The sequence below is a fragment of the Microbulbifer celer genome, from assembly GCF_020991125.1.
GTDB classification, from domain to species: domain Bacteria; phylum Pseudomonadota; class Gammaproteobacteria; order Pseudomonadales; family Cellvibrionaceae; genus Microbulbifer; species Microbulbifer celer.
This window is the reverse complement of sequence record NZ_CP087715.1, coordinates 3,778,507-3,800,995: the sequence shown is the minus strand read 5'-3', so window position 1 is coordinate 3,800,995 and position 22,489 is coordinate 3,778,507. Positions and strand designations below refer to the sequence as shown.

Annotated in this window: 22 protein-coding genes; 6 read left to right on the top strand and 16 right to left on the bottom strand. The window is 59.0% G+C overall.

What is annotated here, in order from left to right; translation table 11 throughout:
* Positions 1-49: 49 nt before the first annotated feature.
* The 6 genes from atpA to LPW13_RS15805 form a co-directional block, all read right to left on the bottom strand.
* Positions 50-1,594 carry a F0F1 ATP synthase subunit alpha gene (gene atpA, locus LPW13_RS15830; protein WP_230436893.1) on the bottom strand — a complete coding sequence of 515 codons (1,545 nt, stop codon included), beginning with the start codon at positions 1,592-1,594 and terminating at the stop codon, positions 50-52.
* 51 nt (positions 1,595-1,645) lie between these two features.
* Positions 1,646-2,182, bottom strand: coding sequence for a F0F1 ATP synthase subunit delta (locus LPW13_RS15825; RefSeq protein ID WP_230436891.1), 537 nt, complete (start codon positions 2,180-2,182; stop codon positions 1,646-1,648).
* An 11-nt stretch (positions 2,183-2,193) separates the two neighbouring features.
* Positions 2,194-2,664: a F0F1 ATP synthase subunit B gene (locus LPW13_RS15820; protein WP_230436889.1), complete on the bottom strand. Its 471-nt coding sequence runs from the start codon at positions 2,662-2,664 to the stop codon at positions 2,194-2,196.
* Positions 2,665-2,719: 55 nt separating this feature from the next.
* Positions 2,720-2,965, bottom strand: a complete 246-nt coding sequence (atpE, locus tag LPW13_RS15815) for a F0F1 ATP synthase subunit C (protein ID WP_230436888.1) — start codon at positions 2,963-2,965, stop codon at positions 2,720-2,722.
* A gap of 104 nt (positions 2,966-3,069) precedes the next feature.
* The gene (gene atpB / locus LPW13_RS15810) at positions 3,070-4,011 is read right to left on the bottom strand and encodes a F0F1 ATP synthase subunit A (protein ID WP_230436886.1); all 942 of its coding nucleotides are present in this window, start codon (positions 4,009-4,011) and stop codon (positions 3,070-3,072) included.
* Between the two features lie 109 nt (positions 4,012-4,120).
* Positions 4,121-4,513 (bottom strand): ATP synthase subunit I, encoded by a 393-nt coding sequence (locus LPW13_RS15805; protein WP_230436885.1) that lies wholly within the window; start codon positions 4,511-4,513, stop codon positions 4,121-4,123.
* Positions 4,514-4,583: 70 nt separating this feature from the next.
* On the opposite strand from LPW13_RS15805, the gene LPW13_RS15800 reads away from it, so the two are divergent.
* Positions 4,584-4,754, top strand: coding sequence for a hypothetical protein (locus tag LPW13_RS15800; RefSeq protein ID WP_230436883.1), 171 nt, complete (start codon positions 4,584-4,586; stop codon positions 4,752-4,754).
* Between the two features lie 12 nt (positions 4,755-4,766).
* Here LPW13_RS15800 and LPW13_RS15795 read toward each other — a convergent pair whose 3' ends face one another.
* The 4 genes from LPW13_RS15795 to mnmG form a co-directional block, all read right to left on the bottom strand.
* Entirely contained in the window at positions 4,767-5,675 is a 909-nt protein-coding gene (locus LPW13_RS15795) for a ParB/RepB/Spo0J family partition protein (protein WP_230436881.1), read from the bottom strand.
* Positions 5,676-5,692: 17 nt separating this feature from the next.
* On the bottom strand, positions 5,693-6,511 hold the full coding sequence (locus tag LPW13_RS15790) for a ParA family protein (RefSeq protein WP_230436879.1): 819 nt from the start codon (positions 6,509-6,511) through the stop codon (positions 5,693-5,695).
* Positions 6,512-6,727: 216 nt separating this feature from the next.
* A complete protein-coding gene (gene rsmG, locus LPW13_RS15785) occupies positions 6,728-7,369 on the bottom strand; it encodes a 16S rRNA (guanine(527)-N(7))-methyltransferase RsmG (RefSeq protein ID WP_230439213.1) in 642 nt (213 codons plus the stop codon).
* A gap of 359 nt (positions 7,370-7,728) precedes the next feature.
* On the bottom strand, positions 7,729-9,618 hold the full coding sequence (gene mnmG, locus LPW13_RS15780) for a tRNA uridine-5-carboxymethylaminomethyl(34) synthesis enzyme MnmG (RefSeq protein ID WP_230436877.1): 1,890 nt from the start codon (positions 9,616-9,618) through the stop codon (positions 7,729-7,731).
* Between the two features lie 820 nt (positions 9,619-10,438).
* Between mnmG and LPW13_RS15775 the strand changes: the two genes are divergently transcribed.
* Complete coding sequence (locus LPW13_RS15775; protein WP_230436875.1) at positions 10,439-11,623, top strand: MFS transporter; 1,185 nt, start codon at positions 10,439-10,441, stop codon at positions 11,621-11,623.
* Between the two features lie 239 nt (positions 11,624-11,862).
* Here the strand turns inward: LPW13_RS15775 and LPW13_RS15770 are convergent, their stop codons facing one another.
* Positions 11,863-12,567: an SDR family oxidoreductase gene (locus LPW13_RS15770; RefSeq protein WP_230436873.1), complete on the bottom strand. Its 705-nt coding sequence runs from the start codon at positions 12,565-12,567 to the stop codon at positions 11,863-11,865.
* A gap of 106 nt (positions 12,568-12,673) precedes the next feature.
* On the opposite strand from LPW13_RS15770, the gene LPW13_RS15765 reads away from it, so the two are divergent.
* Positions 12,674-13,555 carry a LysR substrate-binding domain-containing protein gene (locus LPW13_RS15765; RefSeq protein ID WP_230436872.1) on the top strand — a complete coding sequence of 294 codons (882 nt, stop codon included), beginning with the start codon at positions 12,674-12,676 and terminating at the stop codon, positions 13,553-13,555.
* A 16-nt stretch (positions 13,556-13,571) separates the two neighbouring features.
* Here LPW13_RS15765 and mnmE read toward each other — a convergent pair whose 3' ends face one another.
* The 5 genes from mnmE to rpmH form a co-directional block, all read right to left on the bottom strand.
* Positions 13,572-14,945 (bottom strand): tRNA uridine-5-carboxymethylaminomethyl(34) synthesis GTPase MnmE, encoded by a 1,374-nt coding sequence (gene mnmE, locus LPW13_RS15760; protein ID WP_230436870.1) that lies wholly within the window; start codon positions 14,943-14,945, stop codon positions 13,572-13,574.
* A 220-nt stretch (positions 14,946-15,165) separates the two neighbouring features.
* A complete protein-coding gene (gene yidC / locus LPW13_RS15755) occupies positions 15,166-16,848 on the bottom strand; it encodes a membrane protein insertase YidC (RefSeq protein ID WP_230436868.1) in 1,683 nt (560 codons plus the stop codon).
* 31 nt (positions 16,849-16,879) lie between these two features.
* On the bottom strand, positions 16,880-17,125 hold the full coding sequence (gene yidD / locus LPW13_RS15750) for a membrane protein insertion efficiency factor YidD (protein ID WP_230436867.1): 246 nt from the start codon (positions 17,123-17,125) through the stop codon (positions 16,880-16,882).
* Positions 17,122-17,604, bottom strand: coding sequence for a ribonuclease P protein component (gene rnpA / locus LPW13_RS15745; RefSeq protein WP_268932657.1), 483 nt, complete (start codon positions 17,602-17,604; stop codon positions 17,122-17,124). The genes yidD and rnpA overlap by 4 nt, the downstream gene beginning before the upstream one ends.
* Positions 17,605-17,634: 30 nt before the next feature.
* Positions 17,635-17,769 (bottom strand): 50S ribosomal protein L34, encoded by a 135-nt coding sequence (gene rpmH, locus LPW13_RS15740; RefSeq protein ID WP_066959759.1) that lies wholly within the window; start codon positions 17,767-17,769, stop codon positions 17,635-17,637.
* A gap of 530 nt (positions 17,770-18,299) precedes the next feature.
* On the opposite strand from rpmH, the gene dnaA reads away from it, so the two are divergent.
* From dnaA to recF, 3 genes are all read left to right on the top strand, one after another.
* Positions 18,300-19,907, top strand: a complete 1,608-nt coding sequence (dnaA, locus tag LPW13_RS15735) for a chromosomal replication initiator protein DnaA (protein ID WP_230436865.1) — start codon at positions 18,300-18,302, stop codon at positions 19,905-19,907.
* A 145-nt stretch (positions 19,908-20,052) separates the two neighbouring features.
* Positions 20,053-21,162 carry a DNA polymerase III subunit beta gene (dnaN, locus tag LPW13_RS15730; RefSeq protein WP_230436863.1) on the top strand — a complete coding sequence of 370 codons (1,110 nt, stop codon included), beginning with the start codon at positions 20,053-20,055 and terminating at the stop codon, positions 21,160-21,162.
* Positions 21,163-21,314: 152 nt separating this feature from the next.
* On the top strand, positions 21,315-22,403 hold the full coding sequence (recF, locus tag LPW13_RS15725) for a DNA replication/repair protein RecF (protein ID WP_230436861.1): 1,089 nt from the start codon (positions 21,315-21,317) through the stop codon (positions 22,401-22,403).
* Positions 22,404-22,489 lie beyond the last annotated feature (86 nt).

Here is a 22,489-nt window from a genome sequence, read left to right as displayed (position 1 = left end):
AGTTAACCTGTAGGAGCTTGCCCGCTGGCCCGCTCCTACACATGGGTACTTACCAGCTACCGGTAGCGACGAATTTCTCGATCGCGGCCTTGAAGGCGCTGTCGATTTCGTCGTTGTAGTTACCGGTGCTGTTTACCTGCTCCATCAGCTCTGCATGTTCGCTGTTCATGTAAGCGAGCAGGGCGGATTCGAAGTCCAGCACTTTATTGACTTCAACGTCGTTCAGGTAACCCTTGTCAGCGGCGTAAACGGAAACAGCCATCTCGGCGATAGACAGCGGAGAGTACTGCTTCTGCTTCATCAGCTCGGTTACGCGCTCACCGTGGTCCAGCTGGGCCTTGGTGGCTTCGTCCAGGTCGGAGGCAAACTGGGAGAAAGCCGCCAGTTCGCGGTACTGTGCCAGCGCGGTACGGATACCACCGGACAGTTTCTTGATGACCTTGGTCTGTGCGGAACCACCAACACGGGATACGGAAATACCGGGGTTGATCGCCGGACGCACACCGGAGTTGAACAGGTCGGTTTCCAGGAAGATCTGACCATCGGTAATGGAAATTACGTTGGTCGGTACGAATGCGGAAACGTCACCCGCCTGGGTTTCAATGATCGGCAGCGCGGTCAGGGAACCGGTTTTGCCTTTCACTTCACCGTTGGTGAACTGTTCTACGTATTCGGCGTTTACACGCGCGGCGCGCTCAAGCAGGCGGGAGTGCAAGTAGAAAACGTCACCGGGGTAGGCTTCACGGCCCGGAGGACGCTTCAGCAGCAGGGAGATCTGACGGTAGGCCCAGGCCTGCTTGGTCAGGTCATCGTAAATGATCAGGGCGTCTTCGCCGCGATCACGGAAGTATTCGCCCATGGTGCAGCCGACGTACGGCGCCAGGTACTGCATCGCGGCCGGGTCGGCGGCGCCGGCGTTAACCACGATGGTGTGATCCATAGCACCGTGCTCTTCCAACTTGCGCACAACGTTGGCGATGGAAGACTGCTTCTGGCCGATGGCAACGTAGATACATTTAATACCAGAATTTTTCTGGTTGATGATCGCGTCGATTGCCACCGCCGTTTTACCGATCTGACGGTCGCCAATGATCAGCTCACGCTGGCCACGACCGATCGGGATCATGGTATCGACCGCTTTCAGACCGGTCTGTACCGGCTGATCAACGGACTGACGGGCGATTACGCCGGGAGCAACCTTTTCTACGGCGTCGGTCAGCTTGGCATTCAGCGGACCTTTACCGTCGATGGGGTTACCCAGGGCGTCTACTACACGGCCCAGCAGTTCCGGGCCCACCGGGGTTTCCAGAATGCGGCCGGTGCAACGACACTTCTGGCCTTCCGCCAGCGTCTTGTAGTCACCCAGTACGATCGCACCAACAGAATCGCGCTCCAGGTTCAGCGCCATACCGTAGACGCTACCTTCAAACTCGATCATTTCACCGTACATCACGTCGGCCAGGCCGTGGATGCGGATGATACCGTCGGATACGGAAACAATGGTGCCCTCGTTCTGGGCCTCGGTGCTCACATCGAGATTGTCGATGCGGCTCTTGATAATTTCACTGATCTCAGAGGGATTCAGTTGCTGCATGCTCTGTTCCTCGATTTCCCGGCGCGCTCTGTGGCGGGCCGGGAAGATTATTTAGGAGTTCATCGCCTCGGCGAGTTTGGCCAGTCGACCGCGCACGGTACCGTCGATTACCGTGTCGCCGGCGCGAATGATCGCGCCGCCCAGCAGACTTTCATCCACCGCGCTGTGCAGGTGCACTTCGCGGGAAAACTTCTTGCTGAGAGTCAGGGTGAGGCGCTGGGACTGTTCGTCGCTGAGAGGGCGGGCAGAGGTAACTTCCACTTCCAGAGTGGCTTCCGCCTGGGCCTTAAGGTCTTCAAACAGTTCGGAAATTTCCGGCAGCAGCGACAGGCGGTGATTTTCCGCCAGCAGCTTGATGAAGTTCTGTTTGGACAAATCAAAACCTTCACCACAAACAGACAGGAATTTTTCCGCGCGCGCTTCACTGGTCAACTGCGGGTTATCCAACAGTTCGCCGACTTTTTCGTTCTGGCTGACGGCCGCTGCGGTTGCCAAAGCAGTACTCCAACCGGAAAGGTCGGAGGATTGCTGTGCGTAGGCAAAGGCCGCTTTTGCGTAGGGCCGGGCCAGGGTGCTGAGTTCCGCCATGGGTTCCTCGCTTACAGCTCGGCTGCCAGTTTCTCGATCAGGTCATCGTGCGCCTTGGCATCGATATTGACCGAGAGGATTTTCTCGGCGCCGGCAACAGACAGGGTGGCAACACGCGCGCGAAGCTGTTCTTTCGCACGGTTTACTTCCTGTTCGATTTCCGCCTGGGCGGCAGCTTTCAGGCGATCGCCTTCGCTGCGCGCGGCCTCTTTGGCTTCTTCAACGATCTGATTGGCGCGTTTGTTGGCACCATCGATGATTTCAGCAGCCTGGGCTTTGGCTTCTTTCAGTTGCTCGGCAGCTTTGCGCTGAGCCAGTTCCAGATCTTTCCCCGCGCGCTCGGCTTCTTGCAGACCGGTGGCAATTTTCTGCTCACGTTCCTGCATAACACCCAGCAAGGCCGGCCAGACAAATTTCCAGCAGAACCAAACAAAGGCGAGAAAGGTGATCGACTGGCCGATCAGAGTCAGGTTGATATTCACACCGACACCTCTTGCTCTTTCAAAAATGGGTTAAAGGGCAATTGGAACGATGTAATCAAACCAAACCAGGTGCGACAGCGAAAATCAGGTACATAGCGATACCAACACCGATCATCGGTACGGCGTCGAGCAGACCTGCCATCAGGAACATTTTGCCCTGCAGAGCGGGAGCCTGTTCCGGCTGACGCGCGGAACCTTCCAGCAGCTTGCCACCCAGGGTGCCGAAACCGATAGCAGTACCCAGTGCGCCCAGACCGATCAGCAGTGCAGCAGCTACGTATACCAGACCTAATGCTTCCATTGTTTTCTCCAAAGTAAAGTTAAGAGTTGTTGAAGTTAAAAGTGAGTGAAAAAAGTCAGTAAACCGACAAAACCTTGCTTTCCCCAGCAGGGGAGGGCACGACCTTACTGGTCGTGCGCGTGTTCATCTTCCCGGTCGTGTGCCATGGCCATGTACACGGTGGTCAACACCATGAATACAAAGGCCTGTAGGGTAATAACCAGGATATGGAAAATGGCCCAGCCCATCTGCAGGAACGCGGCGCCGATAAACCCGAGAGCGCCGACACCGAATACGATGGCGATCAGGATGAAAATCATCTCGCCAGCGTAGAGGTTGCCGAACAGACGCAGTCCGAGAGAGACCGGCTTGGCAATCAGGGAAACCGCCTCCAGCAGGAAGTTGAACGGAATAAGAAAGATATCGATGTACCACTTGCCGGAATGGAACGGGTGCAGGGTCAGCTCTTTGATAAAGCCGAGCACGCCTTTTTCCTTGATGCTGAAGAAGATCATCAGCGCGAATACCGCAAGCGCCATACCGAGAGTGGCATTCAGGTCGGTGGTGGGAACCACTTTAAAGAACACGTTATGCGGATCGGCTCCGGTGATCGCCGAGGCGCCCTGGGCGAAAGCCATTGGCAGCCAGTCCACCGGGATCAAGTCCATCAGGTTCATCAGGAACACCCACACAAAGATGGTAAGCGCCATCGGGGCGACCATGGTGTTGCGGTGGGGGAAAGTATCCTTAACTACCTTGTCGATAAAGTCGACAACCAGCTCCACAAAACTCTGAAAGCCGGTGGGCACGCCAGTGGTCGCCTTTTTCGCGCCACGGGCGAACAGGAAACAGAACAGCAGGCCCAGACCGATGGACCAGCCAAGGGTATCCAGGTGCAACGCCCAGAAGCCCATATCTGCGGCTTCCTGAGAGCTGCTTGCTACAGTCCAGGTAGGTTCAGAGAGCACGGTGCCATCCGCGCGGGTGTATCCCGCCGGGAGCTTACCGTATGCCAGATTTTGCAGGTGGTGTTGTATGTAACCCGTTGCGGTTTGTTCGGCAGCCATAGTTCCTCAACACGTTCTAAGATAAAAAACTTTTTCGGGAACCCCATCCCTGCGCATTCTGTCTATGTTTCGCGCAGTCACTCTTCAGGGGTTCTTACAACGGTCGCCGCTACTTCTTTGCAGTCAGGCGCACCACTAGAATCCATTGCAAAATCACGCACAGCCCGTAACTGACAAACAATACCGCCCCATTGAGCGGCCTGATGGTGGCAAAAATGGCCGCAAATCCCATCAGCGTCAGAACGAACTTGCCGGTTTCGGCACGGTAAAAACTGGCTACCGTGCGCTGGCTTGCGTGCGCACCGCGCACGTCGCGGCGTCCGGGCCCCAGGAGCTCGAAGGCACGCAGGCCGAAATATAAATTGGGCAGCACACACAACAGGCCGCCACTGAGGGCCGAGACTGCAATTTCTCGACCCTGCGTCAGTTCGAGCGCCGCCGCAGCCAACAAAACAACTGTCAGCTGAATCAACGAAATCTTTACTACCGGGGGGTTGCGCATAGGCGGGCTAAACCGGCCAGATTTTAATCTCCGCCCAATTTTTGGGCGTGCGAATTATGTCGGAACCAGCTTGTCGATTCAACCTGAAAATCCCGTCAGTTCACCTGATTTTCGCGCTTTTTTTATACCAGTAACAGGCATTGTGAGCACTCACATACAGGTAGAGCAGGCGCCGTTCTGGTGCGTTATTTTGGTGCAATATGACGAAACCGTTGCAGCAGTAACGATTGCGGGCGGTTGACCTGCGCTCGCCTCAGTCCTCGCTATAGCCGAGGTGGGCAAGAATGCCATCCAGCTCATCCAGGCTGGTGTATTTGAGTACCAGCTTGCCGGCACCTTTTTCTCCGTGATCGATGGTCACCGGCACACCCACTTTTTCCGCCAGCCGCTCGCTGAGGCGACGGATGTTGGGGTCAACGGGGGCTTTTTTCGGTGCGGGTTTACCCGCCTGATCGTGCAGGCGACGCACCAGTGCTTCGGTCTGGCGGACGGTGAGACCGCGCTCGACCACCTGCCTGGCCGCATTGCGTTGCGTCTCGCCGGTTAGCCCGAGCAGCGCCTTGGCGTGCCCGGTTTCGATATCGCCACGCTCCAGGAAGGTCCGAACCTCGTCGGTCAAACTGAGGAGGCGCAGAAGATTGGTCACCGCGGTGCGGGACTTGCCCACCGCCTCTGCCACCTGCTGCTGGGTGAGTTCGAACTCATCCTGCAGGCGCTTGAGGGCAATGGCTTCTTCCACCGGGTTCAGATCTTCACGCTGGATGTTCTCGATCAGCGCCATGGCGATGGCGGCCTCGTCGGTCACCTCGCGCACCAGCGCCGGCACTTTGTCCAGTTCCGCCAGCTGCGCCGCGCGCCAGCGGCGCTCGCCGGCGATGATCTCGAACTTGTGCTCACCAATCGGGCGCACAACGATGGGTTGCATGATGCCCTGGGCGCGAATGGAGTCCGCCAGCTCTTGCAGGGACTCCTGCGGAAAATCGCGGCGCGGCTGATAGCGGCCGCGCTGCAGGAATTCAATCGGCAGATCGCGCAGCTCGCCGTCAACGCGCTCGGTGACATCACCGTTGCGCTCACCGGCGGCAACCGCCATGGCTTCATTGGCGTGATTGCTGATCAGGTGGGAGAGTCCTTTGCCCAGGCCTTTGCGTTTGGCGGCCATAACTTGTTACCTCTGTGTTAAACCGCTTCCGCTACCGGCCGTTGGCCGCTGTTCTGATTGGCTTCGTTCGGCTTCGCCGCATGGCGGCGGGTGATCTCGCCGGCGAGGGCGAGATAGGCGATGGCACCTTTGGAGTTGCGATCGTATTCCAGCGCCGGCTGCCCAAAACTGGGGGCCTCCGCCAGGCGCACGTTGCGCGGGATACAGGTGCGATAGAGACGATCACCGAAATACTCGGAAAGCTGATCGGAGACATCGCTGGTCAGACTGTTGCGTGGATCGTACATGGTGCGCAGCACGCCTTCGATCTGCAACGCCGGATTGGCCGCCTGCTGGATCTGACCAATGGTTTCGAGCAGCGCGGAAATGCCCTCCAGCGCATAGTATTCGCATTGCATCGGCACCAGCACGCCGCCGGCGGCACACAAGGCGTTCACGGTAAGCATATTCAGGGACGGTGGACAGTCGATAAGGATGTAGTCGTATTCGTCGTTCACATCCACCAGCGCCTGGCGCAGTCGGGATTCGCGGCCGTCCATCTCCAGCAGTTCCACCTCGGCGGCGGACAGGTCGCCATTGGCAGGCAGCAGGTCGAAACCACTGTTGGTGGGCACGATGGCTTTCTTGATCGGCAGCAGGCTGGCGAGCACGTCGTAGCTGGACAGTTGCAACTCACTTTTGTCGACGCCGCTACCCATGGTGGCATTGCCCTGGGGGTCCAGGTCGACCATCAGCACCCGGCGCTTGTTGGCGACGAGAGATGCCGAGAGGTTTACACAGGTGGTGGTTTTGCCCACGCCACCTTTCTGGTTGGCTACCGCGAAAATCTTGCTCAAGGTTCTGGTCCTGTTGTTCCCGACGGGCGCTGTCCGTGGGCCCGTCGGGCTTGCCGCTAGGCCGGATGCACCGGAAGACGCGGCTGCTTATGCGCTGCCGCGTACTTCGGCCCGGCGCGCAGGTGTCAAATTCGAATCTGTCTATTTTGCCAGTCTTTGCCGTTCGGGTCCGAGCACCGCTCGACTCGATGGAGCACTTCTGGCGGTCGCTGGTCGCTATTCGCGACAGAGAACGATCAGGTGGCGTTCCGCCTCACAGCCCGGTACGGAGAGGGGCTGCAGCTGATCGACCTTAAAGCCTTTTGGCAATGCACTCAACTCATCTTCCGGAAGCTTGCCTTTCATCGCGTAAAAGCGCCCCCCGGGGGCCAGCAGATGGTCGCTGCCGTTGACCATATCCGACAGGGAGGCGAAGGCCCGCGAGACCACGCCGGCGTACAGCTCCTCGGGCTGGTAGGCCTCGACCCGCTGGTTGACGACGTTGATATTGGCCAGTTTCAGCTGACTGGCGACCTGGAATTGGAAGCGGGATTTTTTGCCATTGCTGTCGAGCAGGCTGATGGGGCGCTCGGGGTGGATGATGGCGAGCGGAATCCCGGGCACACCGCCGCCGGAGCCGACATCGATCAGGGGAGACTGGTCGTCGGGGCTCTGCCCACACAGGTTGACCACGCTCAGGCTGTCGATGATGTGGCGCTCGAGCATCTCTGCCGGTTCGCGTACGGCGGAGAGGTTGTAGGCCGCGTTCCAGCGGGCAAACAGGTCGAGATAGGCCAGCAGCTTGTCCTGCTGCTCTTCGCTCAGGTTCAGTTCGAGTTGTTCGGCAGCCTGTAGCAGGCGGGGGCGGAATTGTTCCATCGGGTTCTGTGGTTCCGGGCCCTTGATCATGGGCTTCGTTTTTCGTTTCGTGGCGGCCCAGCTGCCGATATCCGCTTGCTAGACCTTCTGCGAGGTCCCTCTCGCAGAAGGTCTAGCAAGCGGATATCGGCAGCTGCGCCTGCGCATTAACTTTCTGTAGTAGTCCATCGGGCGGTACAAAATTTCGATGCGAAGGTTCTGATACCGGGTACTCCCTTCCGAGACCTTCTAAAACAGGGATGTTTTAGAAGAGCCCCCAGGGATGGGTTCACGGGGGGGCGCCTAGCTCGTATCTCGGAAGGGAGTACCCGGTAGCAGAACCGCCACCAGACTTTCCGACCGGAACCCCGGAACCAGAATCAGACCGCTTTTTTACGCCCCAACAACCCACGCTTCTTCAGCTGAATCAGCAACAGCGATACCGCCGCCGGAGTAACCCCGGGCACACGGCCGGCACGCGCCAGCGTATCCGGCCGCGCATCAGTCAATTTCTGGATCACCTCGTTAGACAGCCCCGATACCGCGGAGTAGTCGAAATCCACCGGCAGCGGGGTGTCTTCGTAGGCCTGCAGACGCTCGATATCGTCGCGCTGGCGATCGATGTAACCGGCATATTTGGCCGAGATCTCCACCTGCTCGGCGACTTTTTCATCCGTCACCGCCTCTCCCTTGAGACCGGCGACATCGCTGTAAGTCAGCTCCGGGCGCTTCAGCAGATCCTGCAGGCTGTACTCGCGCGCCAGCGGTTGCGGGAGTTTCTGCTCCACGGATTTCGCCGCATCGGTACCCGGCTGAACCCAGGTGTCTTTGAGACGTTGCTGCTCCAGGGCGATGGCCTCGCGCTTGTCGCAGAACGCCTGCCAGCGGCGATCGTCCACCAGGCCCAGCTCGCGGCCTTTCTCGGTCAGGCGCAAGTCGGCATTGTCTTCCCGCAGCAGCAGGCGGTATTCCGCGCGGCTGGTAAACATGCGGTAGGGCTCTTTGGTGCCGCTGGTGATCAGGTCGTCCACCAGCACGCCCAGATAAGCCTCATCGCGGCGCGGGGCCCAGGCCTCTCTGTCCTGCGCCTGCAGCGCGGCATTGGCGCCCGCCAGCAGGCCCTGGGCGGCGGCTTCTTCGTAACCGGTGGTGCCATTGATCTGGCCGGCGAAGAACAGACCACCGATAAATTTGGTTTCCAGTGATGGCAGCAGATCCCGCGGGTCAAAGAAATCGTATTCGATGGCGTAGCCGGGACGGGTGATATGCGCGTTTTCGAACCCCTTGATCGAGCGCACCAGGTCCATCTGCACGTCGAACGGCAGGCTGGTGGAAATCCCGTTGGGGTAGAGCTCGTTGGTGGTCAGGCCTTCCGGTTCAATGAAGATCTGATGGCTGTTCTTGTCCGCAAAGCGGTGCACCTTGTCTTCGATGGACGGGCAGTAGCGTGGGCCGATGCCCTCGATCACGCCGGAATACATGGGCGAGCGGTCCAGGCCGCCGCGGATGATGTCGTGAGTCTGCTCGTTGGTGTGGGTGATCCAGCAGCACACCTGGCGCGGATGCTGTTCCCGGGATCCGAGATAGGACATCACCGGCAGCGGCTCGTCACCCCATTGCTCTTCCAGCCCGGAGAAATCCACCGAGCGCGCATCGATGCGCGGCGGGGTGCCGGTTTTGAGTCGCTCCACACGGAACGGCAGCGCGCGCAGGCGCTCGGCGAGGGCGATGGATGGCGGATCGCCGGCGCGACCACCGGAGTGGCTGTCGAGGCCGATATGGATACGGCCGCCGAGGAAGGTACCGGCGGTAATCACCACCGCCTTGCCACGGAAGCGCAGGCCGGCGTTGGTCACGACGCCGGTTACGCGGTCGTTTTCCACCAACAGGTCGTCGGCGGCCTGCTGGAAAATGTCCAGATTGGGCTGGTTTTCCAGAATGTGGCGGATCGCCGCCTTGTACAGCGCGCGATCCGCCTGGGCGCGAGTGGCGCGCACGGCAGGGCCTTTGCGGGCGTTCAATACCCGGAACTGGATACCGCCGAGATCCGTCGCTTCCGCCATGGCACCGCCGAGCGCATCGACTTCCTTCACCAGATGACTTTTGCCGATACCGCCAATCGCCGGGTTGCAGGACATCTGGCCCAGGGTCTCGATGTTGTGGGTCAGCAGCAGGGTACGGGATCCCATGCGTGCGGCAGCGAGGCTGGCCTCGGTGCCGGCATGTCCGCCGCCGATGACGATCACATCATACTGAGTGGGGTATTCCATAGTTTGGGCTCGGATGCCATCTGACGGAACAGACGGTCAAATTGGTGACTGATGGATAACTCTGCACGGGGTATCCAGGCAAAGGGTTCCTGGAAAGCGTTTCCTGGGTACCTCCCGAAATTCAGCCGCACATTATAGGCATCTTATGCTGTGCAAAAAAGCGGCACAGTGAAATTTCCTTTTTCTGTTCTCAAACACCTAATTAATTAACTTATACATATCTATGTATATGGTTAGTTTGTATTTGTTGTAATTATAAGAGGGCGAATTTTTCGGTATAACTGAAAAAAATTCAATAAATTCAAAGCCTTATGTTGATGATAACCACACCCTGAACCCCTGTGTGGAAGCAGGGGTAACCACGGTACGCTGCTGTGGACGGATGGGATAACTTTTGCGGTTCTGGCTTGTCGCTGTGTTTATCCCCATTTCACCCCGCTGCTATCCGCCCCTTTTTCCCGTGTTTCACCCACAGGGGCAAATTTCTTCCCTCCCCCTGTTGTCGCTTGTGCATGGATCTGTGAATTACCGGGGTAACTATCTGTGTTTGACCTGTGGTTGGCTTATCGTTGTGGATAATCCTGTGGGCTTGTGTGGGCAACTCCTGTGGCTTGAATGCGTAAAGCCTGTGTCTGATTCTCTGGCGTTGTACGGCGCACTGACCTTGGCACCGCACTTTTCTTTTGTGGGCGGGGTTCGATCTCCTCGCTGACAGGCTCTACAATGCGGCTCTTTTCCTGTCAGTCCTCTCTTTTCTGTCAATTGCCGGCACAGCAGAGGGGTTTCCAGAGAAGTGCCCCCACGGATTACCGAGAGTTGAATGATGTCCGAGCACAACCGTCAGTCGCCACACTTCCAGGGCTGGGTGCTGTTGGCCGGTCTGATCCTGATGGCGGCCTGTCTGCGCGCGCCGGTGACCGGGGTGGGGCCTTTGATTGGTATGCTGCAGCAAGAGCTGCGGATGGATGCGGCGACGGCTGGCTTGCTGACAACACTGCCACTACTGATGTTCAGCCTCGGGTCACTGTTTGCCGCGACGCTTGCGCGCAGGTGGGGGTTGGGCGTAACCATTTTTGGGGCGCTACTGGCCGTTGTCGCTGGCGTTATGTTGCGCTCTGCGGGCTCGGTAATGGCGCTGTTTGCGGGCACAGCGGTGATCGGTGCCGGTATCGCGCTGGGGAATGTGTTGTTGCCCAGTGTGGTGAAGACTGACTTTCCCGACCGGGTGCCCATGGCCACCAGTCTCAGCGGTATCGCCATGGGGGTAGCCGGTGCTATTGCCTCGGTCTGTGTGGTACCGCTGGCGCTGTGGTTTGGATGGCAGGTGGGGTTGGCGGCGATTGCGCTGGTGCCCCTCGCAGCGCTGGCGGTGTGGGCGCTGCGGGCACCTCCCGAAGTGAGCCCATCCTCGGTAGAGCACACCTCCGGGGCCGCCCTGTGGCGCTCTCCGCTCGCCTGGCAGATCACCTTCTTTATGGGCTTCAACTCTCTGATGTTTTACTCCATGGCCAGTTGGCTGCCAGAGATCCTGGCGGAGAATGGGTTTTCCGCGGTGATGGCGGGGACATTACACGGTGAGATGCAGCTGGCATCGGCGCTGCCGGGCTTGTTTCTGGCGCCGGTGATTGCCCGCTTCAGCGATCAGAAACTGATGGCGGTAGCCATGGCGCTGTTGATGAGTGCCGCATTATTAGGGCTGTTGTCTTATCCCGGCTGGGCGGCACTGTGGGTGGCGGCGTTTGGTTTTGGGTCCAGCGGCTGCTTCCTGCTGGCGATGATGTTTATGGCGTTTCGTACCCATAGCCCGATACAGGCCGCGAGCCTGTCTGGGATGGCACAGTTTCTCGGCTACCTGCTCGCGGCCACCGGCCCCACCCTGGCCGGGGGGCTGCACGAGCAGTGGAGCAGTTGGCAGGCGCCGTTGTTGGCGGGGGTGGGGATAACCCTGTTGATGGCACTGTGTGGTGCCATGGCCGGACGCGACCGCAAGATCGCGGTCTCGTAAATACTGGCTGGCGGTTAACTGACCAGCTCACTCTCTACGCCGCCTTCCCCACAGGCCGCAGGAATCGGCGCATCAACCTGAAAGTGGAGATGCGGCGTAAGATCCACCGCTTCGCGCTTGGTGTGCAGTTTTGTTGAGCCGTATGCCTGTGTTGAACCAGTTTTTTTGGATGGTGAAGTCGTAGCTGAAGAAGGCCCCGTCGGTGCCTTCCCTGGCGAGGGTGCTCAGTGCGATACCATTCAGATGGAGCGGGTCACACCGCCATCGACGCGGATATTCTGGCCGGTGATGTAGCCCGCACCTTCCGACAGTAAAAAGGCCACGGTGTCTGCGATTTCCTCGACAGTTCCATAGCGACCCATCGGCACGCTGTCGCGGCGCTCGTGGACCTCGGGAAGACTGTCGATCCAGCCGGGCAGCACATTGTTCATACGGACATTTTTCGCCGCATAGGCACCTGCAAAGAGTTTGGTGAAGCTGGCAAGGCCCGCCCGGAATACCACCGAGGTCGGGAATACGCTGGACGGCTCGAAAGCCCAGGTAGTCGAAATGTTGACAATGGCACCTCCACCCTGCGCTTCCATGATCGGCGCCACCAGACGGATCGGGCGCACGGCGCTCAGGAAGTAGACCTCCATGCCTTGGTGCCAGTCCTCGTCAGTGAGGTCGAGAATCGGTGCGCGCGGGCCATGACCAGCGGAATTGACCAGTGCGTCGATCCGCCCCCATGTCGCCATCGTCAAATCCACGACCTGCTTCACGTCATCGAGTGACTGGTTCGAGCCGGTGACACCGACACCGCCCAATTCCTTGGCCAGCGCCTCGCCCTTGCCCGACGACGAGAGAATGGCGATACGGTAGCCACCTTGAGCCAGCCTGCGCGCGGCAGCGGCTCCCATACCAGATCCACCGCCCATGATGAGTGCAACTTTTTCTTCAGCCATGTCAGCCTCCTTTGGTTGGGTTCTGGAGGCATTATTTCAATTGACAGTCGAAGTTTCGCGTGATTAATAAACCTGTAAGACTGTAGAAAAACTATAGGCTGTTCCCATGGTGCCATCCCGCCGCAAGCTCCCCCCTCTCAATGCCCTGCGTGCCTTCGAGGTCTCGGGCCGCCGACTGAGTTTCCGGGCCGCTGCCGAAGAGTTGGGCGTCACCCAAGGCGCCGTCGCGCAGCAGGTGCGCGCGTTGGAAGAGCACCTGGGCCTGGCCCTGTTCCAGCGCTTGCCGCGCGGCCTCGCCCTGACGCCATCGGGTGCGGCTTACCTGATGGACGTGACCCGCGCCTTCGATACGCTCGGGGACGCCACCGGACGACTCCTGGAGCAACCGGACACTGTCACGATCAGTGTTACGCCGACCTTCGCCGCGAAACTGTTGATCCCTCGTCTAGCCGAGCTGAACGCCGCGCTACCCGGCGTGGAGTTGCGCACGGTCGCCACCGAGGCTATCTCCGATTTTGAGCGCGACCAGGTGGACATCGCGGTGCGGCTAACCCGCCCCCCGTTCCCATCCGGGCTGGAGGCCAAGCTGCTGTTCCACCAGGAGCTGGTCGCGGTCGCGAGCCCCCATCTGGTTAAAGATTTACCGCTCCCTCTCTCAGCCGCACAGCTTAAGGCGCGTCCGCTCTTGCATGACGCGCTCGATCATTGGCCGATGTTTCTGCGTGCCGACGGCAAGCTGCCCGGTGCGGTATTCAACCAGACGACACTGGCGCTGGATGCAGCTCTGGCTGGCCAGGGCATCGCCTTGGCATGTCGAGCGTTTGTGGCGGCGGATCTTGAGGCGGGGCGTCTAGTGCAGGTCACGGATGAAACTATGATCAAAGAGCCCAGCTTTTTCCTCGTCCGCAAGCGGTCATCTTTACCTCTTGCCCCGCGGGATGCGGTATGGGACTGGTGCGTGGCCTGGCTCTCGCTCCGTGTCGATTAGCACTTCGAATAGAGGTTTACTTCCCGATACAGAAACTGCCGAAAATCTTGCCCAGTAATTCATCCGCGGTCATGGCGCCGGTGATCTCTCCCAGCGCCAGCTGCGCCTGACGCAGATCTTCCGCCAGCAATTCGCCGGCGCCACTGCTGGTGAGTTGTGCCTGACCGTTGACGATCAGCGCGCGAGCACGGGTCAGGGCGTCCAGGTGGCGGCGGCGGGCACTGAAGTTGCCCTCGTTGCCGGCGCTGTAGCCCATGCACTGTTTCAGGTGATCCCGCAGGGCGTCGATACCGGCGCCGGTTTTGGCGCTGATGGCCACAATCGGTATCCCGTCGCTGTGGGCCAGCAGCCCGGCGCTGTATTCGCTAAGGTCAATCTTGTTCACTACCAGGGTGAGTTTTTCCGGATCCGGTAGCTGGCGGGTGAATTCCGGCCAGGCCCGATCCGGGTCCAGGGTATCCAGCTCACGCGCATCCGCCACCAGCAGTATGCGGTCGGCCGCACGGATCTCTTCCCAGGCGCGCTGAATTCCGATCTGCTCTACCCGATCCGGAGAGTCCCGCAGACCCGCGGTGTCGGCAATGTGCAGCGGCATGCCATCGATATGAATATGTTCCCGCAACACATCGCGAGTAGTGCCGGCGATGTCGGTCACAATCGCGGTGTCTTTCCCCGCCAGCGCATTCAGCAGACTCGACTTGCCCGCATTGGGTCGGCCGGCAATGGCGACCTGCATCCCCTCACGCATGATCGCTCCCTGGCGTGCCTGGGCCTCTACCCCGTCCAGTTGTGCCAGCAGCGCTTCGATATCTGCCGCCACCTTGCCGTCGGCGAGAAAATCGATTTCTTCTTCTGGAAAATCGATCGACGCTTCGACATAGATGCGTAGATGGGTTAGTTTTTCCGCTAAGTCTTCGATTTTTTCGGAAAAAGCACCCTGCAGTGAACGCAGTGCGTTCTGCGCCGCCTGCGCGCTGCCGGCGTCAATCAGGTCCGCAATGGCCTCCGCCTGGGCCAGATCCAGCTTGTCGTTGAGAAACGCGCGCTCGGAAAACTCCCCCGGACGGGCCTGGCGGGCGCCTAGTTGGAGGAGGGCGTCGAGCAGGATATCCAGAATCACCGGCCCGCCGTGGCCCTGAAGTTCCACCACGTCCTCACCGGTAAAGGAGTTCGGTCCCGGGAAGAACAGCGCCAGCCCCTGATCGAGCAGGCGGTCGTCGTGGGTAAAGTCGCAGTAGTGGGCAAAGCGCGGTTTGAAGGTTCTGCCGCACAGTTGCTCGCCAATCGCCCGGGCGTTCGGGCCGGACAGGCGAATCACACCGATACCGCCACGGCCCGGCGGGGTGGCGACGGCGGCAATGGTGTCTTTGCTGAGGCTTTGCTGGGACATGGTATGAGTTTATCCAAAAGTCAGATAAAGGAAGGGCCGCGTAGTGCGGCCCTTTCAGTGTCGGAGTTATACAGTAAATGCTAAGGCGGAGCGGCGGGTGGAAGGTTTTGAAAGCGTCAGCGACAGGGACGTCGCTGACGCAGCGTACAGAGATGTATTCACAGCGGTTTCAAAACCTTCCACCCGGTGCTCCGCCGCCACCGGGCGGGTCTATTACCTGCTACTTGGTCGCCGCTTCCACCTGCTTGTTGATAAACCAGGTCTGTGCAATCGAGATCAGGTTGTTCGCAATCCAGTACAGTACCAGGCCGGCCGGGAACCACAGGAAGAAGAAGGTCATCATCACCGGCATCAGCTGCATGATCTTCGCCTGGGTCGGATCCGTGGGCTGCGGCTGCAGCTTCTGCATCAACCACATGGACAGACCCATGAACACCGGCAGGATGAAGTAGGGGTCCTTCACCGACAGATCGTGGATCCACAGAATCCACGGCGCGTGACGCAGCTCTACGGTTTCCATCAGCATCCAGTACAGACCGATAAACACCGGCATCTGTAACAGCAGCGGCAGGCAGCCACCCACAGGATTGATTTTCTCCTTGCGGTACAGCTTCATGGTTTCTTCCGCCAGCTTCTGGCGGTTGTCCTTGTACTGCTCCTGCAGCTTCTTCATCTGCGGGGCAAACTTGCGCATGCGCGCCATGGACTTCAGGCCCGCCGCGGACAGCGGGAACAGCAGCGCCTTGATGAACACCGTCAGCAGGATGATCGACCAGCCCCAGTTGCTCACAATATTTTCATGGATCCAGTTCAGTACCCGGAACATCGGCTTCGCCAGCCACCACAGCCAGCCGTAGTCCACGGTCAGGTCCAGATAGGGGGATATCTCTTCCAGGCGGAACACATCTTTGGGGCCGGCATAGAAGGAAGCTTCCACCACACCCTGCTGCCCGGGTTCAACCCGTAGCTGCGGGCTGCTGAAGCCCATGCTGAACAGGCCGTTGCCTACCGGTTTCAGGTGGAAGTCATTGCGCTCGGTCTGGTTGGGTACCCAGGCACTCAGGAAGTAGTGCTGTACCATCGCCATCCAGCCGCCCTCAATAGAGATATTGGTGGGGCTTTCGGCGATATCTTCAAAGTCCTGTTTGAAGTAGTTTTCTTCGCTGGTGTGCAGTGCGGCACCGAGGAAAGGCGAAACACCGATCCCCACATCCACCGGTGGTTCGCGATCGTCGCGCAGGATATCCCCGCAGATACCGGCCAGCAGGGGCTTGCTGCGTTCGTTGTCGATCAGGTAGGAAACCTTGACCAGGTAATCACTGCGATTGAAGGTGAAGCGTTTGGTGAAGCCGATACCGTTCTGCTGTTGCTTCAGGTCGACGGTCAGGGTGTCCTGGCCTTCCTTCAATGCGTATTCAGTGGCATCGCTGGAAAACTGCGGGCGCCCGGCCGTACACGCACCCTTGCCGCCCATCAGGCCGCTGCGGGCAATGTAGGTGTGGCTGCGGGTCTGGTTGAGCAGGATCAGCGGGCGATCCGGGGTATTCAGCTCTTCGTAGTACTTGCGCAGCGCCACCTTGACGATGTCGCCCCCTTTGGGATCGATCAGCAGGGTCAGTACATCGGTATTGACGGTGATCAGCTGGGTCTGAGGGGCTGCGCCCACTTCCGGCAGGCCGCTTTCGGATTGGCCGCTGGCTGCGTCGGGCACGCCATCAGCGTTGTTGCCTGCCTGGCCGGAGGGCAGGGTTTCCGCCTCGACACCCTTGCCACCTTCGTGGTGAACCACGGTGGTCTGATCGATTTCCGGGGCGTGACGCTCCTGGAATTCATTCCACTGGAAAATCAGGGCCAGAAGCACGGCGGCGATTCCGCCGACCAGTGTGTAGCGTTGCCAATCCATTATGTTGAAAGCCTTGTCGCAGGGGCGAGCATTATTGAGTCGCCCGGGTGTCAGATTTTTCGGGGGCAGGAGGAACCGGGTCCGGACCGCCTGGATGCCAAGGGTGGCATTTTATAAGGCGCAGCGCGCTTAAATAACCCCCTTTGCAGAATCCGTGTGTTTTTAATGCTTCTTCCGCATAACGGGAACAGGTGGGGTGAAAGCGACACTGGTTGCCGATCCAGGGGCTGAGTAACAGGCGGTAAACATGGATCAGTTTGATCGCCAGCCAGGTCATTGCGGGCTCCGCTTCTGTTGCGGTTCCGTTTGTGCCGTGGGTTTACCTCGTCCCTTCCTGTTTTGCTGCCGGCCCCGGCTTTTGCCCTTGGGCGGCGGTTGTGACTCCGGATTGCGGGCCCGCTGGTCCAGCTTGCGCCACAGCTTGTTGAAGATCTTCGTCAGGGTGGCCTTGTCCAGCTCTCCTGCGCCGCCGCGGGCCAGAACTACCGCGTCGAGCGGGAATAGCTGGTGTTGCTGCAGGCGAAAAGTCTCACGGGCAATGCGCTTGATGCGGTTGCGATCGCTGGCGTTACGGACGTGTTTTTTGGCAATGACGAGGCCGAGCCGAGGGTGCTCGAGATCGTTGGGGCGGGCGAGGATCAGGAATTGAGGCTGAGCCGCACGGACGGGAGCGGACTCAAAAACGGCGCGATATTGCGCCGCATTGAGCAGCCGCAGCGGCTTGGCGAAACCGAAGTCGCTGCGCGGGGACTGCATAGTGTTAAGACTGCGCGCTAAGCGGCAGAATTAAGCACACAGAACCTTGCGGCCTTTGGCGCGACGGCGGGCAAGAATCTTGCGGCCGTTTTTGGTGGCCATACGGGCACGGAAACCGTGGTTGCGCTTACGCTTCAAGTTACTGGGCTGAAATGTACGTTTCATGTTGTTACTACCTGGAGTTGAGTCCTGGGATTTTGTGAATCTGGACCGCTTGCGCCATGGACTATGCGCTGCGAAGGCGGCGGATTGTATAGAAAGCCAACAGCCAAATCAATTGACCTGCAGTGTTTTATGCAAGTTTCCTGCATTTATTTTTCGCGGGTGCGTCCCGCTATCCACAATCCACTCGGGCGCTGTGCAATGGCATCCGGGGTTGCTCTGGCGGGGTGGCTTTTGCTGTCAATTTTGCAAGATGTTGTTGTGGCGTCGGTTTTTCATCCCATGCACCGGTTGATCCCAAGATATGCACAGGGGGTTGTGGATAACTATTGGTGGCCAGCTTGCCCCTGCTGACTACTTAGTGTGCAAGCTCTTGAAACTACACGGTTTTTCTGTGCTCTGCTTTTCATAAAAAATACATTATTTGTGGATAACCCGACTGCCCGGGAGTATACTGTGCCGCTCTTTGTGAGGCCGCGCCGGTGGATAACAGTTCGGTTGCGTTCTGCCTCGGTCCAATTTTGGGGGGTTCCTTGTCTGATTCCGTTTGGAAGCAGTGCGCTGCCTGTTTGCAGGATGAGCTGTCACCGCAGCAGTTCAACACCTGGATTCGGCCGCTACGGGTCAGTGATGACTGTGGTGCAGTTGAGTTGCGTCTGGTGGCGCCGAACCGTTTCATCCAGAACTGGGTGGGCGATAAGTTTCTCGATAGAATTCGCGACCTGGTACAGCATTTCAACGGCGGGCAATCGCTTGCGGTCGAGGTGGTGTCCATAGATCGTCGTGCCACCCGTTTTCGCCGCAATCTCGGTGGTACCGCGCAGTCCTCTGCGTCCGGTGCGGCACACGCGCCCGCGCCACCTTCGCTGTCCTCTTCTCGTGCGCCTGCTCAGGCTTCTTCTCCTGTGCCTTCCCGGGCGTCTTCTCAGCCTGGCGCTCAGGTTGCCGCGCGCCCGAGCGTGGATCCGCAGCTCAACAATGTGGTGGCAGAGGAGTCCGGGGTCGACAACCTGACCGCTGCGGAGCGCCTGCCGGCGGATCTACACAGTGGCGGGGAGCCTGCTGTCGCAGCGCCGGTGCCGCCGCCGCGCAAGGTGGAGGTGGAAGGTGCGATCAAGCATGGCAGTGCACTCAACCGCGGTTTTACCTTTGCTTCCTTTGTTGAAGGTAAATCCAACCAGCTCGGCCTGGCTGCGGCGCAACAGATCGCGGATAACCCGGGTGGCGCCTACAACCCACTGTTTATCTATGGCGGTGTCGGTCTGGGGAAAACCCACTTGATGCATGCGGTGGGCAATGCGCTGGTGGAGCGCAACCCCAATGCCAAAGTGGTTTACCTGCATTCAGAGCGCTTTGTGGCCGATATGGTGAAGGCGCTGCAGTTGAACGCCATCAGTGACTTCAAGCGCTATTATCGTTCCGTCGACGCGCTGCTGATTGATGATATCCAGTTCTTTGCCGGCAAGGAGCGCTCCCAGGAGGAGTTCTTCCACACCTTCAATTCACTGCTGGAAGGTGGCCAGCAGATTATCCTGACCTGCGACCGCTATCCGAAAGAGATCGACGGTCTCGAAGAGCGCCTGAAGAGCCGCTTCGGCTGGGGCCTCACGGTGGCTGTAGAGCCCCCCGAGCTTGAGACGCGGGTCGCGATCCTGATGAAGAAGGCCGAGCAGGTGGGGGTAGACCTTCCGCACGATACGGCATTCTTTATTGCCCAGCGTATCCGTTCCAATGTGCGTGAGCTCGAAGGCGCCCTGCGCCGGGTGATCGCGAATGCCCAGTTCACCGGCCGCCCTATTGACGATATTCTGGTGCGTGAAGCGTTGAAAGACCTGCTTGCGCTGCAGGATCGACTGGTGAGTGTGGACAATATCCAGCGCGTGGTGGCGGAGTACTACAAGATAAAGGTCGCAGATCTGCTGTCCAAGCGGCGCAGTCGTTCGGTGGCCCGCCCTCGGCAGGTAGCGATGTCACTGGCGAAGGAATTGACCAACCACAGTCTGCCGGAGATCGGCGATGCGTTTGGTGGCCGCGACCACACTACGGTGCTGCATGCCTGTCGCAAGATCCGACAGCTGCAGGAAAGCGACGGCGATATCCGCGAGGATGTACGTCTGCTGACCCGAACATTGACCACCTGATACATGACAAGAGTCCGCAGGTGTACTGATCGCAACAGTGTCAGTTGCGCCGCGGCGAGAACCTTTGAACTGAGATTTTCCGGTAGTGCGAGTTGCCCACGTCCACCGGCAAAGAGAATAAACAGACTGGAGCAAGGCAAAACTTATGAAATTTAGCGTGAGTCGGGATGCCCTGTTGAAGCCGCTGCAGCTGGTGGCTGGTGTGGTAGAGAAACGTCAGACGCTGCCGGTACTGGCGAACGTGTTGATGCAGTTGCAGGGGCAGGAGTTGTCACTGACCGGCACTGATCTCGAAGTGGAGATCGTCGCTCGCCTGTCCCTGGAAGATCCGGCGGAGATGGAAGGTGAGGTGACGGTACCGGCGCGTAAGTTACTGGATATCTGTCGCTCGTTGCCTGACGGCGCCGAGCTCAAGTTTGAACGCGATGCGGAGCGCCTGATTCTGCGTAGTGGCCGCAGTCGTTTTCAGCTGTCTACGCTGCCCGCGAGCGATTTTCCGAACCAGGAAGAGACCTCCGCCCAGAGCCGATTCTCCATTTCCCAGCGCGAGATCCGTCGCCTGATCGAAGCTACCAGTTTTGCCATGGCCCAGCAGGACGTGCGCTATTACCTGAATGGCCTGCTGCTGGAGTGTCGCCCGCAACAGTTGCGGGCTGTGGCCACCGACGGCCACCGTCTGGCGCTGTGTGACCGCGATGCGCCGGGTCTGAATGTCGAAGCACCGGTACAGGCGATCGTGCCTCGTAAGGGCGTTCTGGAGCTGGCGCGACTGTTGGAAGATACCGATGTACCTGCAGAAGTGGTGTTGGGCAATAACCATATTCGTGTGAACAGCGGTCCGTTCACATTCACCTCCAAGTTGGTGGATGGCAAGTTCCCGGATTACGAGCGGGTGCTGCCGCGCTCTACTGGGAATGAGATCTTTGCCGATCGCCTGGCCCTGCGTCAGGCATTCCAGCGCGCAGCCATTCTTTCCAATGAGAAATACCGCGGCGTGCGGTTGCAGGTTTCCGAGGGGCTGCTGCAGATCGTGGCCAACAACCCGGAGCAGGAAGAGGCGGAAGAGCAGGTGATGGTGGACTATCATGGTGACGCTCTGGAAATCGGCTTTAACGTCGGTTACCTGCTGGATGTGACCGGCGCGATTCAGAGCGAGCAGATCCGTATCGGTCTGGCAGATGCAAACAGCAGCGCGCTGCTACATCAGCCAGAGGAAGGGGATTCCCTGTACGTGATCATGCCAATGCGCCTGTAAGGCAACATTTGTCGCAGGGAGCGCCTCACTTACGTGCATAGCAACCATATCTCTGTTCGACCACTGAAAGCCGCTGATTTACCCGAATCGGCGGCTTTTTCATATTTTCTTTTTGTCCCCTCTGTGTTCTCTGGTCCGGTCTGGCGTAGTTCATGTCGCTGAGTCGCCTCTACCTTTCATCCTTCCGCAACGTCTCCACCGCTGACCTGGAGCTGGTACCCGGTGTTAATCTTTTTTGTGGCGCCAACGGTAGTGGTAAGACCTCGTTGCTGGAGGCGGTACATATGCTGGCCTCGGGGCGCTCTTTCCGCTCGCGGGAGAGTCGCTCTGTGATCCAGTATGGGTGCGATCGGCTGACGGTGTTTGGTCGTCTGGCGGACGGGGTAACGCTCGGCGTGGAGCGGGGGAGGGATGGCAAGGGGCGTATTCGTATCAATCAATCTCCCGCAGCGTCCAGTTCCCAGCTGGCCGCCAGCCTGCCTCTGCAGGTGATCAACAGTGAAAGTTTTGCTGCGTTGGATGGTGGCCCCGGGGTTCGCAGGCAGTTGCTGGATTGGACGGTGTTCCACGTGGAACATCGTTTCGCGCAGCACTGGAAAAGCTTTCAAGGTGCGTTGAGTCAGCGCAATGCGCTGCTTCGCCGTGGTAAAATCGAACCAGAAATGCTGCGTCCTTGGGAGCAGCAGATCATCCAGAGCGGTGAATTGGTCGATGAGCTTCGTCGATCGGTGTTCGAGAGGCTGCGTGTCCTTTTCCTGGATAGAGTCGGAGATCTACCGGAGGAACACTTCGGAGGACTGGATGTACGGCTCAGGTCCGGTTGGAAAAAAGGGTTGTCATTGGCGCAGGCACTGGAAGCCGGCCGGGAAGGGGATATCGCTCAGGGTTTTACCCGTGTTGGCCCCCATCGCGCTGATTTGCGTTTTGGTGTGCAGGGGCAGCCGGCACATCTTGTGCTTTCTCGCGGTCAGCAGAAGATGCTGGTGTGTGCATTACGTACCGCGATGGCGCATTGTCTGGGGGAGGGGCACAAACCGGTGTTTCTGATTGACGATTTGCCTTCTGAGCTGGATACAGATAATCAGAAGCTGTTCGCTCGTTGGATCAGTCAGTGCGCAGACCAGGTGCTTGTCAGCGGGATTGAGCAAGAAATGACAGCGCAAGCCTGGCGAGCGCTCCCATCCCCTTGGAGCGACCCCAAAGTGTTCCACGTGGAACATGGAACCGTGTCCGCGCTATAGCGTGCGACCCGATAAGAATTTTACCGAGGAGACAATCGTGAAAACGGTCTCTTCGCCGCCCTGGTGGGTTGTGCGCGTTGCGCAGC

Bases quoted from the DNA above. Each gene is read 5' to 3' on its own strand.
- yidC (WP_230436868.1), bottom strand. From the start codon at position 16,848: ATGGATTGGCAACGCTACACACTGGTCGGCGGAATCGCCGCCGTGCTT.
- dnaN (WP_230436863.1), top strand. From the start codon at position 20,053: ATGAAATTTAGCGTGAGTCGGGATGCCCTGTTGAAGCCGCTGCAGCTG.
- LPW13_RS15805 (WP_230436885.1), bottom strand. From the start codon at position 4,513: ATGCGCAACCCCCCGGTAGTAAAGATTTCGTTGATTCAGCTGACAGTT.
- yidD (WP_230436867.1), bottom strand. From the start codon at position 17,125: ATGACCTGGCTGGCGATCAAACTGATCCATGTTTACCGCCTGTTACTC.
- rpmH (WP_066959759.1), bottom strand. From the start codon at position 17,769: ATGAAACGTACATTTCAGCCCAGTAACTTGAAGCGTAAGCGCAACCAC.
- atpA (WP_230436893.1), bottom strand. From the start codon at position 1,594: ATGCAGCAACTGAATCCCTCTGAGATCAGTGAAATTATCAAGAGCCGC.
- mnmE (WP_230436870.1), bottom strand. From the start codon at position 14,945: ATGTCCCAGCAAAGCCTCAGCAAAGACACCATTGCCGCCGTCGCCACC.
- LPW13_RS15765 (WP_230436872.1), top strand. From the start codon at position 12,674: ATGGTGCCATCCCGCCGCAAGCTCCCCCCTCTCAATGCCCTGCGTGCC.
- recF (WP_230436861.1), top strand. From the start codon at position 21,315: ATGTCGCTGAGTCGCCTCTACCTTTCATCCTTCCGCAACGTCTCCACC.
- LPW13_RS15825 (WP_230436891.1), bottom strand. From the start codon at position 2,182: ATGGCGGAACTCAGCACCCTGGCCCGGCCCTACGCAAAAGCGGCCTTT.
- atpB (WP_230436886.1), bottom strand. From the start codon at position 4,011: ATGGCTGCCGAACAAACCGCAACGGGTTACATACAACACCACCTGCAA.
- rnpA (WP_268932657.1), bottom strand. From the start codon at position 17,604: ATGCAGTCCCCGCGCAGCGACTTCGGTTTCGCCAAGCCGCTGCGGCTG.
- mnmG (WP_230436877.1), bottom strand. From the start codon at position 9,618: ATGGAATACCCCACTCAGTATGATGTGATCGTCATCGGCGGCGGACAT.
- rsmG (WP_230439213.1), bottom strand. From the start codon at position 7,369: ATGGAACAATTCCGCCCCCGCCTGCTACAGGCTGCCGAACAACTCGAA.
- atpE (WP_230436888.1), bottom strand. From the start codon at position 2,965: ATGGAAGCATTAGGTCTGGTATACGTAGCTGCTGCACTGCTGATCGGT.
- LPW13_RS15775 (WP_230436875.1), top strand. From the start codon at position 10,439: ATGATGTCCGAGCACAACCGTCAGTCGCCACACTTCCAGGGCTGGGTG.
- LPW13_RS15770 (WP_230436873.1), bottom strand. From the start codon at position 12,567: ATGGCTGAAGAAAAAGTTGCACTCATCATGGGCGGTGGATCTGGTATG.
- LPW13_RS15795 (WP_230436881.1), bottom strand. From the start codon at position 5,675: ATGGCCGCCAAACGCAAAGGCCTGGGCAAAGGACTCTCCCACCTGATC.